This window comes from Candidatus Sysuiplasma acidicola (assembly GCA_019721035.1).
Classification (GTDB): domain Archaea; phylum Thermoplasmatota; class Thermoplasmata; order Sysuiplasmatales; family Sysuiplasmataceae; genus Sysuiplasma; species Sysuiplasma acidicola.
In genome coordinates, this window is record JAHEAA010000001.1 from 37,149 (window position 1) to 53,216 (window position 16,068).

Annotated in this window: 19 protein-coding genes; 6 read left to right on the forward strand and 13 right to left on the reverse strand. The window is 50.9% G+C overall.

Annotated elements, in window-relative coordinates:
• Positions 1-2: 2 nt before the first annotated feature.
• The 6 genes from KIS30_00190 to KIS30_00215 all read right to left on the reverse strand — a co-directional run bounded on the left by KIS30_00190 (position 3) and on the right by KIS30_00215 (position 6,415).
• Entirely contained in the window at positions 3-1,217 is a 1,215-nt protein-coding gene (locus KIS30_00190) for a DNA primase small subunit PriS (GenBank protein MBX8645168.1), read from the reverse strand.
• Positions 1,218-1,292: 75 nt separating this feature from the next.
• Positions 1,293-2,252, reverse strand: coding sequence for an SDR family oxidoreductase (locus KIS30_00195; GenBank protein ID MBX8645169.1), 960 nt, complete (start codon positions 2,250-2,252; stop codon positions 1,293-1,295).
• Positions 2,249-3,097, reverse strand: a complete 849-nt coding sequence (gene galU / locus KIS30_00200; protein MBX8645170.1) for a UTP--glucose-1-phosphate uridylyltransferase GalU — start codon at positions 3,095-3,097, stop codon at positions 2,249-2,251. Before galU ends, KIS30_00195 begins: the two co-directional genes overlap by 4 nt.
• 4 nt (positions 3,098-3,101) lie before the next feature.
• Complete coding sequence (locus tag KIS30_00205) at positions 3,102-4,367, reverse strand: UDP-glucose/GDP-mannose dehydrogenase family protein (GenBank protein MBX8645171.1); 1,266 nt, start codon at positions 4,365-4,367, stop codon at positions 3,102-3,104.
• A gap of 48 nt (positions 4,368-4,415) precedes the next feature.
• A complete protein-coding gene (locus KIS30_00210; GenBank protein MBX8645172.1) occupies positions 4,416-5,576 on the reverse strand; it encodes a class I SAM-dependent methyltransferase in 1,161 nt (386 codons plus the stop codon).
• 62 nt (positions 5,577-5,638) lie between these two features.
• Positions 5,639-6,415, reverse strand: coding sequence for a glycosyltransferase family 2 protein (locus KIS30_00215; protein MBX8645173.1), 777 nt, complete (start codon positions 6,413-6,415; stop codon positions 5,639-5,641).
• Positions 6,416-6,552: 137 nt separating this feature from the next.
• Between KIS30_00215 and KIS30_00220 the strand changes: the two genes are divergently transcribed.
• The 4 genes from KIS30_00220 (at position 6,553) to dph2 (ending at position 10,329) form a co-directional block, all read left to right on the forward strand.
• Positions 6,553-6,798, forward strand: coding sequence for a hypothetical protein (locus KIS30_00220; GenBank protein ID MBX8645174.1), 246 nt, complete (start codon positions 6,553-6,555; stop codon positions 6,796-6,798).
• A 54-nt stretch (positions 6,799-6,852) separates the two neighbouring features.
• On the forward strand, positions 6,853-7,815 hold the full coding sequence (locus KIS30_00225) for a methyltransferase domain-containing protein (GenBank protein MBX8645175.1): 963 nt from the start codon (positions 6,853-6,855) through the stop codon (positions 7,813-7,815).
• Between the two features lie 166 nt (positions 7,816-7,981).
• Positions 7,982-9,226: an MFS transporter gene (locus tag KIS30_00230; protein ID MBX8645176.1), complete on the forward strand. Its 1,245-nt coding sequence runs from the start codon at positions 7,982-7,984 to the stop codon at positions 9,224-9,226.
• 80 nt (positions 9,227-9,306) lie between these two features.
• The gene (dph2, locus tag KIS30_00235; protein ID MBX8645177.1) at positions 9,307-10,329 is read left to right on the forward strand and encodes a diphthamide biosynthesis enzyme Dph2; all 1,023 of its coding nucleotides are present in this window, start codon (positions 9,307-9,309) and stop codon (positions 10,327-10,329) included.
• Positions 10,330-10,335: 6 nt separating this feature from the next.
• Here dph2 and KIS30_00240 read toward each other — a convergent pair whose 3' ends face one another.
• The 7 genes from KIS30_00240 to KIS30_00270 all read right to left on the reverse strand — a co-directional run bounded on the left by KIS30_00240 (position 10,336) and on the right by KIS30_00270 (position 14,776).
• Positions 10,336-10,974, reverse strand: a complete 639-nt coding sequence (locus tag KIS30_00240) for a radical SAM protein (protein ID MBX8645178.1) — start codon at positions 10,972-10,974, stop codon at positions 10,336-10,338.
• Positions 10,961-11,647, reverse strand: a complete 687-nt coding sequence (gene queC / locus KIS30_00245; GenBank protein MBX8645179.1) for a 7-cyano-7-deazaguanine synthase QueC — start codon at positions 11,645-11,647, stop codon at positions 10,961-10,963. The genes KIS30_00240 and queC overlap by 14 nt, the downstream gene beginning before the upstream one ends.
• Positions 11,623-12,099 (reverse strand): 6-pyruvoyl tetrahydropterin synthase family protein, encoded by a 477-nt coding sequence (locus KIS30_00250; protein ID MBX8645180.1) that lies wholly within the window; start codon positions 12,097-12,099, stop codon positions 11,623-11,625. The genes queC and KIS30_00250 overlap by 25 nt, the downstream gene beginning before the upstream one ends.
• Before the next feature lie 63 nt (positions 12,100-12,162).
• On the reverse strand, positions 12,163-12,714 hold the full coding sequence (locus KIS30_00255; GenBank protein ID MBX8645181.1) for an ArsR family transcriptional regulator: 552 nt from the start codon (positions 12,712-12,714) through the stop codon (positions 12,163-12,165).
• A 12-nt stretch (positions 12,715-12,726) separates the two neighbouring features.
• A complete protein-coding gene (locus KIS30_00260; protein ID MBX8645182.1) occupies positions 12,727-13,008 on the reverse strand; it encodes a hypothetical protein in 282 nt (93 codons plus the stop codon).
• Between the two features lie 26 nt (positions 13,009-13,034).
• Positions 13,035-14,051: a hypothetical protein gene (locus KIS30_00265; GenBank protein MBX8645183.1), complete on the reverse strand. Its 1,017-nt coding sequence runs from the start codon at positions 14,049-14,051 to the stop codon at positions 13,035-13,037.
• 92 nt (positions 14,052-14,143) lie between these two features.
• Positions 14,144-14,776, reverse strand: coding sequence for an ArsR family transcriptional regulator (locus KIS30_00270; protein MBX8645184.1), 633 nt, complete (start codon positions 14,774-14,776; stop codon positions 14,144-14,146).
• A 134-nt stretch (positions 14,777-14,910) separates the two neighbouring features.
• Here KIS30_00270 and sufC point away from each other — a divergent pair, with 134 nt between their 5' ends.
• Positions 14,911-15,666, forward strand: a complete 756-nt coding sequence (gene sufC / locus KIS30_00275) for a Fe-S cluster assembly ATPase SufC (protein ID MBX8645185.1) — start codon at positions 14,911-14,913, stop codon at positions 15,664-15,666.
• A gap of 11 nt (positions 15,667-15,677) precedes the next feature.
• Positions 15,678-16,055, forward strand: a complete 378-nt coding sequence (locus KIS30_00280; protein MBX8645186.1) for an SUF system NifU family Fe-S cluster assembly protein — start codon at positions 15,678-15,680, stop codon at positions 16,053-16,055.
• Positions 16,056-16,068 lie beyond the last annotated feature (13 nt).

The window sequence follows — 16,068 nt, forward strand, 5'->3', positions numbered from 1 at the left end:
GTTCATTGCACGGGCCCGGGCTCCAGCCTGACCTGTCTCCTGAGTATTAGAAACAATGCCAGATTGACCGGAAGCGAGTTTGTGCCACTGCTTATGTGCACCGACTCTCCGCCCAGCGGGGTGGCATCGAAGTCGCTGTCTGAACGGACCGTAACTTCCTCCTTTCCCAGCCCGGGCAGCGCGTCCACAAGCGGGTCGAACATGTCAAGGCTGTTCCTTGTGAGCGAAACCACCTTGAGACCGGTCTTGCCATGCAGCGAACCGGGTATGCGGATAAGTCTGTGCGTATCGCTCGTGACCGGCTCATCTGTCTGGCCCGCCTTTGTCTCCGTCACGCGCTTTCTCAGTACTTCCATGAAAGCGGCGTTGTCGTCAGTCCGTCCGGATCTGTCAAACACATCCGCGAGCCCCGTTCTCAGCATTATATCCCTTCCTCCGGCTGCAAGCTTTGAAGCCATGCGTCTGGCCTGCTTCTCGCCGATGCCCGCGGAAACCAGCGCAGAGAACGCATGGTCCTCATCGCCGAACTCTCCAAGAAGGGTGTGAAGCGCCTCCGCAGTCTTGCCGTACCATCCGCCGTCGTCCGCCGAGGGCAGCCGTCTTCTGGTAATTTTTCTCCTTCTTTCCTCATCTGTGCCGACTATGTCTGTTTTCAGCAGCAGACTCATATCCAGTTCGGATGCCGTGATGTAATCTACAATCTCTCTCCGTTCATGGCTTCCCATCTTGCGCACATTTTCACTGTAGACATGTATGTGATATCCCCTTCCGCCGGAGAACACTATTTCTGTCTCATCTTCGTCGAATCCGAGGTCTGAAATAACAAAATCATCGTACAGCTTTATCATGACCTCCTTCACCCTTGCCAGCATCTTCTCGTAAGGGAGCTTTTCCGAACCTGTGACATGGTCCGCATCCAGGTCAAAAATGAGATCGGCACCAAGCCATCCCTTCTCATTCATCGTATGTGCGTCCGGATCGTTGTAGTATGCCACCGAATAGTACGCATGGGAGGGCGCCCTCGTTGACAGGTAGCGGCTCAGCTCGTCTACATTTGCGAAACCGACATGCCTGTGCACAAAACCCCTGTCGAAGAACATGAAACCGAACTCCCTTGCCGCCAGGTCCACCATGGGGGGTATGGCTGTGTTCCTGTAATACTGTGAAAACACCTCCTTTGCAAAAACTAGCTCTGGTGGCGTCTGTTCAACCGGCAATGTCGCACCAGGGCTGTCATGTGTCAGAGGAATAAAAGGATAATCGCCGACTGACCGCATCGAAATTACGCCGGCTCACCGGGCAGTCCTTGCCGCAGCGGCACTGTACCGTTCTATGACTCTGTTGAGCCCCTCTGCGAGCGGTGTTCTCGTTTTCCACCCGAGCAACTGGCCCGCTTTCCTTATGTCCGGTCGTCTTCTTACAGGGTCGTCTCCAGGCATTTCCTGGAACACAATCTTGCTCTGGGAACCGGTCGCGTCCCTCACCATGTTGGCCAGCTGCAGGACAGTTATCTCCTTGTCGCTTCCGAGATTGATCGGTCCGGCATTCCTGAGACCGTCCCTGTCCATCAGCCTCATGAGCCCGTCCACCATGTCGTCAATGTAGCAGAAACAGCGCGTCTGTGAACCGTCGCCGTTCACAGTGATGGGTCTTCCGGCAATAGCCTGAGACACAAAATTTGGCACCACTCTTCCGTCTCCGGGTCTCATCGACGGTCCGTATGTGTTGAATATTCTTGCAATCCTTACGTCGATGTCATGCGTGCTGCCGAACACAGTCGTAAGCATTTCTGAAAAACGTTTGGACTCGTCGTAGCACGACCTGACGCCGACCGGATTGACGTTTCCCCAGTAATCTTCTGACTGCGGGTGTCTGGCCGGCTGTCCGTAGACCTCGGATGTCGACGTGAAGAGAAGACGTGCTTTCTTCTCCTTTGCAAGCTGCAATGCATTGAGTGTGCCAAGGGAACCCGTAAGCGCAATATCCAGTGCGTGCGTCATGAAATCTTTAGGCGAAGCCATGGACGCCAGATGATAAACATTGTCAATTCTTCCCTCGATGTGCAGCGGCTCCGTTATATCGTGTTTCACGAACCGCATTCTTTCGTTGGTCTCCATATGCGATATATTGATCCTTCTTCCGCTCGACAGATTGTCAACACAGACTACTTCATCCCCTCTTTCAAGCAGTTTTTCGCAGAGTGAATTGCCAATGAATCCTGCTCCTCCTATGACCACAGTCCGCGTCATCATGCACCACCAAAGTATTTTCTCAGCCGCCCGCCGTACTTCTTGCTTCTCAGTGTCAATTCTATGTTCACCTTCATCCAGAGCAGCATGTCGCCGATGTCGTATCTGGTGCCATCGAAGAGATAGCCATAAATCTTCTCCTTCTTCCCGAGGAGCTCAAGCGCGTTGGTGAGCTGTATCTCACCGTTGGCATCCGGCTCTGTGTGCTCAAGCGCGTCGAATATGGCGGGTGTGAGCACGTACGTGCCTGTTATGCCCATATCCGACGGAGCACTGGACGGGTTAGGCTTTTCGACCAGTTTCTGTATTTCGACCGTTCTCCTGTCTTTAAGAGTTCCCTTGATTATGCCGTAGTCCCTGATTTTTTCGTAAGGCACATGCTCCACGGCAATCACCGACGCGCCGAGTTTTCTGTGCGCATTCATGAGCTGCTTCACGACAGGAACACCTGATATGTTTATCGTGTCTCCAAGCATGACTGCAAAGCTCTCTTCTCCTATGTGGTGCCTGGCGCAGTAAACAGCATCTCCGAGCCCTTTCGGCGCCTTCTGCCTGATATAATGAAGATGTGCGAGCGATGTAATCCTCCTTATGCTGTCGAGCGCGTCGCCGTTCCCCCTCTCCTCCAGAATCCTCTCAAGCTCGGGTGAGGCATCAAAATGATCTTCGATTGCACGCTTCTCTCTTCCGGTGACAATTATGATGTCTTCTATGCCTGCGCTCACCGCCTCCTCCACCACATACTGAATGACCGGTTTGTCCACAACCGGCAGCATCTCCTTCGGCTGCACCTTGGTCAGTGGAAGAAAGCGTGTTCCCATTCCTGCGGCAGGTATTATCGCCTTCAGCGCATCACCAGCATATCCCTTCGTAGTTCTTCGTCTTCGTTACCCCCCTGCCGTCAACCACGAGCCTGCTGCCGTAAAGTTCCTGGTCAGAGAACTCCTTCCACTCCGTCACCACAACCACTGCGTCTGATCGTGCAACGGCGGCGGTGGCTGATTCGGCGTAATCAATAGCAGGAAAGAGTTTCTTGAAGTTTTCCATTGCTGCCGGGTCGTACGCCACCACCTTCGCACCCTTTCCGATCAGCGCCGAAACGACCTTTATTGACGGCGCCTCCCTTATGTCATCGGAGTCCGGCTTGAATGCGAGACCGAGCACGGCAACGGTTCTGCCGGAAACGGGTCCGTGCTTCTCCAGAAGCTCAAGGAGTTTGAGTGGTTGCTTTTCATTCTGGGACAGCACGGCATCGATAATCGGTGTTTCTGCACCGAGTTTCCTCCCCATCAGTGAAATCGCAGACGCATCCTTTCTGAAGCAGCTGCCTCCGAAGCCTGCACCTGCATTCAGAAAGAACGGTCCAATCCTCCTGTCCATGCCTACGGCCTTGGACACGGTGCGTATGTCGACTCCAATCCTCTTTGCCACGTTTCCGAGCTCGTTAATGAGTGCGACCCTCGCGGAAAGGAAGACATTGGACGCATACTTGATCATTTCTGCAGTCGTGCAGTCCGTAAAGAGCATCGGCACATCGAGTGGGGCATAGAGCTTTTGCATGAAGTCCCTGGTCCTGTCGCCATTATAACCCACAACAATCCTGTCGGGCTTCATGAAGTCACTGACCGCATCTCCCTCCTTCAGAAACTCCGGATTCATTCCCAGTCCGAAGTCTCTGCCTGCCTTTTTACCGCTGGTCATTTCGATAATTTTCCCGACAGTCTGAATCGTCGTGCCGGGGAGAACGGTGCTCTTGACAATCACTATGTGGTAACCGTCTTTATTTTTCAGTGATGCACCGATCTCTTCAGAAACCTTCTCTATGTATTGTGTGTCCTGTGTTCCATCCTGTCTGGAAGGGGTTCCAACACAGATGAAGGTGATTTCAGTCGATGCCACGGCGCTTTCAAGGTGGTTCGTAGCCCTGAGCGTTCCCCTTTTGACACCTCCTGATACGAGTGTGTCCAGATCTTTCTCGTACACCGTGGGTATGCCGGAGTTGATCAGCCTTACCTTTTCTTCGACCACATCAACAAGTGTGACATCGTGCCCCAGTGATGAAAAGCATGCACCTGTGACGATGCCAACGTATCCGGAACCAATCAATGACAGCCTCATGTAAATGGCATCAGGTCCGCAGAATATAATGCTTGCATATTGTCACCTTCAGCGCAAGCTGCGTCTTGCAAGCGTCATAAGAAAGTGATCGCCGAGCGAATTGAATGGCCATCTCTTCCCAAGCCACAGATCCGCATTCCTGAGCGTTTCCTGATGGCGTGAAAATTTTCTAGCATAAGCATCCAAATCAGACGGAGGGAGGATCACAGGAACGCCGATTACGCTCTCCACTGTAAAAAAATCGTCAAAAATTTTCTCAACATCCTTAACACCGAACGAATAAACGTCGATGCAGAATCTTGAATCACCCTCACGTACGGGCGCATTCATTCTCCTCAAGATTCTCTTGATTCTGAGAGAAAGCCCGTATCCGATAATTTCCGAGAGGCAGTACTTGTTGTATATGCCTGCAACAAACTTTCCATTCTTCACGAGCAGGGCGTGTATTGCTTCCGGTATTCCTGAGAGTGACTCCTCGCAGTTGAGCGCGCCATAGGTGGAGTAGCATCCGTCAAAATAACCCTCCCCAAACTCCGAAACCAGCGATCCTATGTCACTCGCCCTCAACTTCCTTGTAATGATATGCTCCCTCAGTCCCTCATCTGCAGCCTTTTTGCTTACCACTTCGAGCATGACTGAGGAAATGTCCACAGCCACAACATCGTGTCCCTCCTTCAGCAACGACAGTGTTTCCATTCCCGATCCGCATCCAATCTCAAGCAGTCTCTTTGAGTGACTAAAAACATCTTTCATCAATGCCAGCGAGCGTTCTCTGAGGAGCATGTTGATACTGTTGCCAGTGATGTGTCCGTCATAATTATGCGCAACAGCATCAAACTCCGATTCCAGCCACCTGTAATATGTTTCCTTTGCATCGGCGGCGTGAACGGACGGGGTGATCTTCACGATCCTGCCCGGTGCCGAAAACCACTGATTGTATTTCTCCTCTCCATATTTCCTGCGAAACATTTTGATTACATTCTCTCTCTCCGCCTCATTCCCGACAAGTTCAGCTCTTCCTGAAATTGCTCGTCCTTCACGCTTCACCACTGCCTCCCCCTTTCTGAGTATTTCCGAAGGCCATCTTGAGTGATGCCCGGTGGACATAAGGAACAGGCAGTCTGAGCCTTCAACGTACGAAAGTGTCAGCCACCCGCCGGCCGCCGCCAGTTCAACAGTGTCGCTTCTCTGCTGGGAATGCTGTTGCATGAATCTTCACTCTTAAAACAGCCGCTTACAGTATAAAAGTTGACGGCTCTCCTCAAGGGCAATCATGATATCTTGATTATCCTTCTATCCATTCCTCCCCATCTCACCGGAGAAAAAAACCCTCTCAGAAGTTTGATATAAAATATTGGTGTATATAGAATGTTTTTCGGCTTCCGGCTATTCATATGCATTAAAAGTATCACAATGAACGAATATATGAGCTGATGCGGACTCAAACCGGCACTGTTCCTAATCTGTGCCCCCTGCCACTCCGGCCAGTTCCTGTAACTCCGGTAGATTGAATCATGAGTCATGGAATCTTTGACATACCTTACCTTCAGCCTGGCTGCCGAAACAGCTCTCTGAATGAAGTACGTTTCCCTTCCCTGAATTTCATCAGGTATGCGAACACTCTTGATGAATTCTGACCTGAACAGCGTTAATCCGAGCGGAAGACCATAAATGAACGGATGGCCGTTTTCCACACCAACAACTGCCGCAGTCCTCCGGTTATCGAATCTCTCAATCGCTTCTCTATAGAAGTTCTTCCTCGTTATGATGACATCTCCGTCAAGGAACAATGTGAATTTGGTGCTGGCGAGGGATGCGCCAAGTGTTGTCGCATAACCGAGGCCCTTGTCCTCTGAATGTATCTCTGCACCAAAGCTTTCGCCTATCTCTGCTGTGCGGTCGGTGCTGTGGTGATCGATGATCAATATTCTGTTTATGGGCAGTGATAAGATGGCTGAGGAAATGCACTTCGACAGATATTTTTCGGAATTAAATGTACGTATAACTATGTCAACCGGAGGTAGTGTGCTGAGTTCAGCCATTGGCATCAGGCGTCGTATAATCGTGAGTGAAAACGCACTATTTACGATTGTTTATATTCTTAACCGGGATCATGTGGATTGTAACAATCGTCAGCGTTAGCGTGCCGCCGGTTCTGGCATTACACAGTTGTGGTGAATCAGGGATGAAAATATATTCGGAACTGTTTCCGATAAAGTATCTCTTTTCAGACAAGGGAATCTGTTTTGGTCTGGATACGAAACGCTGCTCGTATCTCTTTCTTCTTTCAAAGAAAGGCGTTATTTTCAGCAAGAGACCTGTAGGAGACAAGGTTGTTGAAAACCTGGGGTATGAGATTGATCTTATTGAGAACGCAATAAAAATCAACGGCAAAATCGACGGCAAACGTGAAGAAAGCCGTATGCCATAGATAGGTTACAGGCTGCTATAGTTGCACCTGAGCCAGCCAGGAGTGATATGGTATTTGTCCGATGGTCTGACAATGCGTGAACAGAGCAGTGACGAGGAACATCCTGACGCCATAAGCACATTTGAGCGTTTTGACTTTCAATCCCTCTGGCGCGGAAGAGAGAAGGTCATTTCAACGGAGCGTTTCATTCTCACTTCTCTTCTCAGCAGGACAGATGGAAGAAGAACGCTGGAAATTGGGACCGGGGAAGGCAGGCTGTCCGGCGTTGTGCAGTTAAATTCGCAGGAATATGTGGGCACCGACATCAATCCCTCCTTTCTGAACAGAATCTCCAGCTCTTGCGAAAACAGGAAGATGAGACTCCTGTCTTCCAACCTTTATCATCTGCCGTTCAGGGATAATTCGTTCACCACTGTTGTGATGATACGTGTCTTCAATTTTCTCTCGAAGCCCGAATCGGCAATGCAAGAGATAACAAGAGTGCTTGCCCCCGGAGGCAGCCTGGTAATGTCGTATAATCCGAAACCTTCCATTGCCACTTTCATTGATGACCTGAAGGCAATCCTCAGATATTCCAGCATGGTGGGGGACAACTGGAAACCTGTGACATTTTCAACCGGAGATGTTGTCCGTATCCACCCCTCGTCTATTCCTGCTTTCTCATTCAGTGTCCGTTATTTCGCCAGGTTAATGAGCGAATCGGGCCTTGCGGCTGTTGCTGAGAGCGCATCCGGCCTGGAAGATTACAGATTTGTCGACAGGTTACCAGATGAGCTCTTTCAAAAGATGGCATTCTCTCTTTACCGCATGCCAATGATGCCGACAAGGTTCGTGCTGGCAAGAAAAATCAATGGCAGCGGTAAACTGATCATGGAGGCAGACTCAATGTATTGCTGTCCTCAATGCAGGAGTTCGATTTGGCTTGACGATGCCTCCACTCAGACATTCTGCGGCACATGTGGATTTCGGAGAGACAATTGCGAAGGATTGCCGGATTTGAGATATTTTCCAGATTGAGTTGCCATTGCTTGCACAGACATAACCGTTACAGACCGGAACTATGTTGCCGGCACTCCCCGGCCGCCTTCAGCGCCGATAGACTTCATACAATGTGATTTCATCCTATCCCTATCAGCCACTGCCAAAGGTTTTAACGATCGTAATATTCTCCCAGTGGTCAGGCATGACCGCTCGTTCTGTAGCGCCTTCTCTCACAACCCTCCTTGCATCTTCCGCCTCTTTCATAGATGGCTACAATCTCATAATAATCGCACCTGTGTTGCTCATACTTGGCGGCACGCCTTTTACAAGCCATTTCAACACAACTCTCATTGCCTCCTCGGCACTCATAGGCAACTTCTTCGGTGCATTCTTCCTTGGCAACCTGTCCGACCGTCTGGGCCGCAAGTACATGCTGGTCTGGGACATTGTTTTCTTTGTTGTATTCGCGCTTGCGAGTGCTCTCTCATCCAATGCACTGGAACTGTTTGTTACGCGCCTTCTTCTGGGCATCGGCATCGGCGGCGATTATCCTATAGGATCTACGCTCGTGGCAGAACATTCGCCTGCGGCGAAGAGAGGGAGACAGACCGCCAAGCTTGGTTTTTCATGGACACTGGGTTTCTTCACGGCGATACTCACTGGCCTGATATTCCTTCCCGTCGGCGCCGATTCGTGGCGGTTTATGCTTGCCGCTCCGGCAATTCCCTCGCTAGTCATCATACTGATGAGACAAAGGGCCATGGAATCGCCTCTCTGGCAGTCGGAGGTAAAGGGCAGCGCCAGGGCTGGAAAGTCATCTCAGATATTCGGCAGGACGCTGATAAGAGCGACCGCTTTCGCAGCCTCGTTCTGGTTTATTTTCGATGTAGTTCAATACGGCATAACAACATATGCCCCGTCTGTTGTGAGTGAAATTGGTTTTGCGAGTCACGAGTCATCTCTTGCCGGATCACTGCTCATAGCCGCCATCGAACTGGTCGCAACGCTCATAGGTATGCGTTATGTGGATGTGCTGGGAAGGAGGATACTGCTCATTGTTGGATTTGCAGGAATAGCTCTTTCAATGTTTATCGCTTCCATATCCGACAATATCTTCATCTCCCTCGGCATACTCCTCCTTTTTGCGCTTTCAACCGGGTTCGGACCTGGTATAATAGAATTCGTTCTGCCCCCGGAGCTGTTTCCCACAAATGTAAGATCTTCGGGTGCCGGATTCGCCAATACAATGAGCAGACTCGGAGCAGTCGTCGGCGTTGTGGTTCAACCGGTTCTCAAACAGGATTTCGGCATTCATTCTGTGTTCCTGCTTTACGGGTTCGTCGCCATGTGCGGTCTCACCATAACATATTTTTTCGCACCTGAGACAATGGGCATATCTCTTTCAGGCATGGATGATGCAGCGCAGGAACAGCCTGCCGTCGGCTGATCGCTCATCGTGCGCTTAATCCACAGTCTCATACAAATGATTAATAACTGTGAATATGAATTGAACGGCCTGGATTGTTAATGGCGCTCGTTCCTGTCATTGAGGGATCAAGACTGCTTGTGGATTATGACGGCATCAGCAGCGCGGCTAAATCCAGGAAAGCAAAAACGGTCGCGCTGCAGCTGCCCGAAGGACTGAGGGCGTTTGCGTCACAGATCGCCGGTAGAATAGAATCTTCCGCTTCAGTCGCCGTAATCATTGATTCGGAGCCATGTTTCGGCGCATGCGACATACCAACGCACCTGTTTGGTTCGGCGGACATGGTTGTGCAGCTGGGCCACACCGAGATGCCGAGCATCGGCGTTATGCCACGCATGTATTTTGCCAATATTTCTGTCGACATCGATCCGATACCTGTGGTCGAGAAGGCTATACCCCTTCTCAGCGGCACGGTTGGTGTTGTGACCACGGCCCAGCACATGCATTATCTCGACGGCATCATCTCATTCCTGAGGAGCAGGGGGGTGGAGGCGCTTTATTCAAGAGGTGATCGGAGACTCGGCGGATTCGCACAACTACTGGGTTGTGATTACACATCCGCGCGTGACATAGAAGACAGGGTTGACTCCTTTCTCTATGTCGGGGACGGCGACTTTCATCCGATAGGTCTTGTTATGCTGAGCGACAGACCGCTCATTGCGGCTAATCCAATGAACGGAACTGTGAGGACGCTGGATGCGCTCCGGGACATCATAATGAAGCAACGCCTGACGGCAATAGAGAGGGCCATGGGTGCGAAGTCGTTCGGAGTGCTGGTGAGCACGAAAGTCGGGCAGCGCAGGAGGGCACTGGCAGAAAAACTCGTATCCGAAGTGCAGGGCACAGGAAGAAGATCGTCGCTGATTCAGTCAAACGTCATATCGCCCGAACTTATCATGAGCTACGACTTCGACGCATTCACGTCCACCGCCTGTCCGCGGGTCGCAATAGATGATTTTTCGAAATACCCCCGGCCGTTGCTCACACCCATAGAAACAGAGATAGCACTGGGCATCAGAAAGTTTTCCGACTTCACTTTCGATCAGATACTTGCCGAACAATGAATGTCTCTATCGCCCTCTTTCATCTCCCCATATGTATTTGTGGAGCTGCGGCAGCACCCTGACCTCGAGGCCGTCCCTGAGCACTGTTTCTGCGAGCCATCCCATCTCTTTGCCACCCACAGGTGTCATTATGACTTCACACGGTATGCCGTTTTCGGACATCACCCTTCTGGCATATTCATAGTCTTTCCTGTCTGCAATTATGAATTTCACCTGATCATGCCTGCCGAGTCGCTGCAGGTTGGAGAGCATGTTTCTGTCCTCCATCCCCGAACCGGGCAGTTTGATGTCCATGCTCACCGTTAGCCGCTCTGACGAGGGGAGACAAGACACATCGTACGCGCCGCTTGTTTCTACAACGACCCTGAAGCCTTCATCTAGCAGTCGGGTCGCAAGTTCGGCCGTTTCATCACTCTGCATGAGCGGATCTCCTCCCGTGATGCATACATCCAGCACGCGCCTTTGTTTTGCCTCCGCTACAATGGATTCCACCGTCCACTCCGTTCCCTGGTCAGTGAGCAGAGCGTAAGGAGTGTCACACCATCTGCATCTGAGGTCGCAGCCTGCCGTGCGTATGAAGAGGGTTGGAAGGCCGATCATTATGCCTTCGCCCTGGATTGACTTGAAAATTTCATTTATTCTCATATTCCAACGGGTCCTCAAAACCCGCCTCCGTGAAACCCTTCAGTCTGAGAAGGCACGAATCGCAGACGCCGCACGCCTTCTCCCTTCCGTTGTAACAGCTCCAGCTCAGTTCATATGGAGCTCCAAGCTTTTTCCCCATCGACACGATGTCTGCCTTGCTCATGGATATGAGCGGAGCGAGGACCACAGGCGATTTGCCTTCAATGCCCGCCTTTGTCGCGACTGCCGCCATCCTGTTAAATGCATCCAGGAATTCCGGCCTGCAGTCCGGGTACCCGCTGTAGTCCACGGCGTTGATGCCTGTATAGATGTGCCGGCATGCTCTTGCCTCTGCGATGGCAAGCGCGACTGCCAGAAACACAGTATTCCTGGCAGGAACGTAGGTCACAGGTATGCCTTTTGTTCCACCCACGGGCACTTCGACACTCGGGTCCGTCAGTGCGCTGCCGCCTATTTCGGAGAAATCGACATTCATTGTTATCTGTTCGGCGCAGTAATGGCTTGCTATGCGGCGTGCAGCATCGACTTCTCTGGAATGCCTCTGTCCGTAGTCGACCGTCAGTGCTATGAAGTGGATGTTCTCCGAATGCAGAAACGCCGCAACTGTTGTAGAATCAAGCCCGCCCGAGAGGAGCAGGACGGCCTCTCTCACGCCAGGTGACGTTCCGTCCATGCCTCCTGTCCCCTGCCTTCAGAAACGCCGACTGAAATTGATTTCACATTTCCGCCGAAAATGCCGCTTCCTGCGAGCTCCTCCGCGAAGTAGGCCGAGAGTTCCTCGGCGCTCACATTCTTCAGCGGCAGCATCACGACATCCGATACTGGAAAGATGTACCTCTTTCCGCCAAATTTCACGGAAACAGAATTGCCGCTCTGCCGTAAAGTCATAGACTTTCCCGATCCGGGCAAAAGCATCCTGTGGTCAATTCTGTCTATGAGTTTGTTGGCTGCCTCCTTCAGTTTCATGAAATCGAGTATTATGCCGTTCCTGTCCGGCTCGCCTTCCACCACTATTGTCAGCGCGTAATTATGTCCGTGCAGCCTGCTGCATTTCTCAACGGATGGAAGGAAATGCCCGGCCACAAACCTGATGCCCGCGTCCCAGCCGTTTATGGATATTTTCATTGAATTCTTCTCTCTCAGCAGTGCAAGAATCAGACAGTTTATGCATATTTAAGCGATGCGTCTTCATTGCCTGAGTTCCTCCCAAATCTCGATGAAACTGTCCACTATTGTTCCCGGCGGCGGTTCGTAGTTCAAAAGCAGCCGCGCCGTTTGTGCCTCGTTGGTCAGCCTGTACCCTCTGTCCTCTCCAGTAGAAGTCTTTGTTATGATGCCCCTCCTGGCGAGCTTGTTCAGATGATGTGACAGCGTGGAAGGGGAAATGCCCATGGCCGGCAGCATATCTTTGTGTTGCGCGGTGCCATTCTTCAAAATAAAGAGAACAATCTGCAGTGGAATCCTCTGTCTGAGCAGCGCTATCGCCCTCTTCTCGTCCTGGGAGAGGGCATCCCTCTTCTGTTCTGCACCTATGGGATCTTTCGGATAATAACGCCTGTACTGCCCGTCGGATATTGCAGTGACTATGCCGTGCTTTTCAAGTGAATTCAGATGGTAATCCACAAGCGGAACGCTCTCTTCCAGTTGCCTTGCGATCTCCCTGAGATGGAGTCCAGGGAACTTGCAGACCTCCTCGAAAATCCGCTTCCTTGTCTGCAGCTCGAGGACGTCATCCTCCAATTAAGAATCCCCCTATCTCTTCAGCGTTGCGCCGAATATCAGTAGTAATATTGCAATGTCTATCAGACCAACTGCCGTGAAAAAGACCGGAAGAGCGAAAACAGGCTGGAAGAGCTCATAGGTGAAGATGATGCCCTGAATAAAGAATAGGAAGAAGGAGACCGAAATCATTGCTATTCTTGCATTCCTCTTCTTCCTGAACGCGAGTATCGAAATGATGAAAAGGACGAAGGCAACAACCGTGACCCATGCCGCCACGAAATTCTGGACTGTTGCGAAGCTTAGAAGGGACATTCCCTGCACTTTCCGGCCGTGCCGATTCAGTTCCTGCGCCTGTAGGCTGCTGAAGCCGCCACCAGCACGATCGCGAGTGTCAGCGCAATGCCGTATATTATTATGTTTCCTGCCGCCTTGACGGCATTGTATACAGCTGAGGTAATCGTCTGGGCGCTAATGCCTATCGTCGGATCATGTACTATCTTCTGGGCTGCAGGATAAGTAAGCGTGAGTTCCTGGCCTGAGAATGAATAGCCCACGACCGCGCGCGTCCAGCCCTGCATACCACCGTTGGACACATAGGCGGTCTTGTTCCAGGCAAAGTAACCAGAATTATTGCCTTCTGTAAAATTGAGCGCGAAACCATTATGCGTGCTGACTGCCGGCGGTATTCCAGATGGTGCGCTTATTTTCATCTGCAACGATATGTTACCAGACACTGGCGGACTTGTCTGCAGATTCATCGGGGAGGTTATGCTTGTGTTGATTATGATGAACGACAGCTTCACCTCATTCGGTGTGAGTGTCATCATTTTGCCCTGCATTGCCGGTGTTTGCACAGACGACGGTGCTCCGTTGACCTGGGCGATCATCGCAAACATCGTGTTTTCATGCAACACATATACGCCGAATTCCCTATATGAGCTATTGAAATTGTTGTTCATGGACATGCTCATATTGCTGTACATGGAGCTGTCCATGAGTGAGAAACCGGAATCGCCGAAATCTATCAGCGTCTCATTTCCGCCTGATGCAGTGCTATAGACAAGTTTGTTTAGTGTTACTGCAAACTCCAGCGAAGAATTCTGCTGATTGGTGCTGTTTCTGAACGTCATGAGAAGCGTGTTTCCTGCAAAAACAAGTTCGAACTCGTTACTGTGCCCCGGAGGCGCTATCGACTTCGAGTCGATGCTGAAATATCCGTTGTTTGATGCATCGACTGAAACTTCCCTGTCCTGAGAGCCGTTGTCTGCCCTGGCAATAGAGCTGTATGCCAGAGGAACGAGCAGTACGGCAACGATCAGTATCGCGCCAATCTTGAGCGAGATGTGCTTATACATTCTCACACAAAATCAATCAGCGGGGTATAAAAGACTTCTTTAACACGTTTCGAATTGATTTACCCTTACGTGGAATGCCTGTCTGGTTTCTTTCAGGTTCTGATAAGGTTCTTGCAGGATGTGTCGCCTTTGCCTATACACGAGACGAGTTCCACTTCCGCCTTCCCGATCGGTTCCTTTACAAATGATGTGTCGCACTCATTGCACAGCACGCTTGAGAAGAGTTTTGCAGTCTTGTTGAAAATACAGTTGTGCCTGACCACAAATGTCTTTTCGCCGTCCTTTTCCACCGTTGCCATGAATCCCATCATGTTCAGGAAATTCACAACTTTACTGATGCGTTCTTCAACTGGCAGAGTGCTTTCACCCTCTGAGTCCTTGTTGAAATCCTTGACGACCTCTGAAATGAGCTGACTAAGAAGCACGTCGCCGCTTTTTTCGTGTATTTTCCGCATCAGTACGTTCAACAGTGTGTCGTAATGCTTCGGCAACAGCTCAACTCCCAGCGGGGTGAGGTGATAAACCTTCCTCGGCCTTCCGACACCAAGATTGACAAAGCGCGATGAGATGATGCCCATTCGCTCCAAGGCATCCATGTGTTCCCTGACGGCAGTCGTATTTATGCCAAGCAGGCCGGCAAGCTGCTGGCCAGTCTTTTCCCCTTCCCCAAGGCTCGCTATGATCTTCGCTTTCGATTCGCCGAGCATAGAGAGGTCAGAGTCCATAGTTTCACTGTAATTCTTCAGCTATCTGCAGCTATTTAATTTTATGCAATTTAAACACTAAGATATGTTTAAATAGGAAATGACTTATCGAATAGCATACACCCCAAAAAATCCTTCAAAAAAGAGGCGTTGCAATGGTTTCAGAACTCGTGATAAAGGACCTGCGGGTCAGCATAGAGGGAAAGCAGATACTTAAAGGGATCAATCTCACTGTGAGGCAGGGAGAGGTCCACGCAATCATGGGACCGAACGGCTCGGGAAAGAGCACTCTGAGTTACGCTCTGATGGGACACCCCAAGTATCATGTGACCGGTGGACAGGTGTTGCTGGACGGCGAGGATATCATGGCCCTGGCGCCGGACAAGAGGGCCAGATTGGGCCTCTTTCTAGGCTTTCAGTACCCGGTGGAAGTGCCCGGCGTGAGACTGGGCAATTTTCTCAGGATAGCTTATAACGGCGCTCACGCCGACAATCAGCTCAGCCCCACAAAGTTTTTCAGGCTGCTTAAGGAAAAGGTAAATCTCCTTGGCATCGATGAGAATTTCATAGGGCGCTCACTGAATGAAGGTTTCTCCGGCGGCGAAAAGAAAAGGGCTGAAGTGCTGCAGATGGCCGTGCTGCAGCCCAAATTCGGAATACTCGATGAGACAGACAGCGGCCTGGATATTGATTCTCTCAAAATTGTTTCAAACGCGATAAACACCATGGCCGGTCCGGGCATCGGTCTCGTGCTGGTCACACACTACCAGCGTCTTCTGCAGTACATCACACCGCAGTTTGTGCATGTTGTCGTGGATGGCAGAATAGTGAAGAGCGGCGGAAGAGAGCTGGCAAAGGAACTGGAGGAAAAAGGATATGACTGGCTCAAAGAACCGGCTATAACCGGGTAGAGGACATCGACATGGCATTTGACATTTATCAGGAAGAAATAATAGAACATTACAAGAAGCCTCAGAACAAGGGTGTGATAGAGCATCCGGACATGTTCAGCCACGGCAATAATCCGGTATGCGGTGATGACATAACTGTGTACCTTCGAGTCAACAACGATACAATCACTGATGTCAAGTTCGACGGACGCGGATGTGCCATAAGCCAGGCGTCCGCCTCCATGCTCACAGAAAAGGTGAAGGGCATGAAGCTGGCGGATGTTGCGAAGCTCACCGCAGACGACATAAAGGAGATGCTGCACATTCCACTCAGTGCTGTTAGAATGAAGTGTGCGACTCTTTCTCTTAACACGATTCATGAAGCAACAGCAGGAGGGGCTGTACGGTGATTTGCAATGAAGT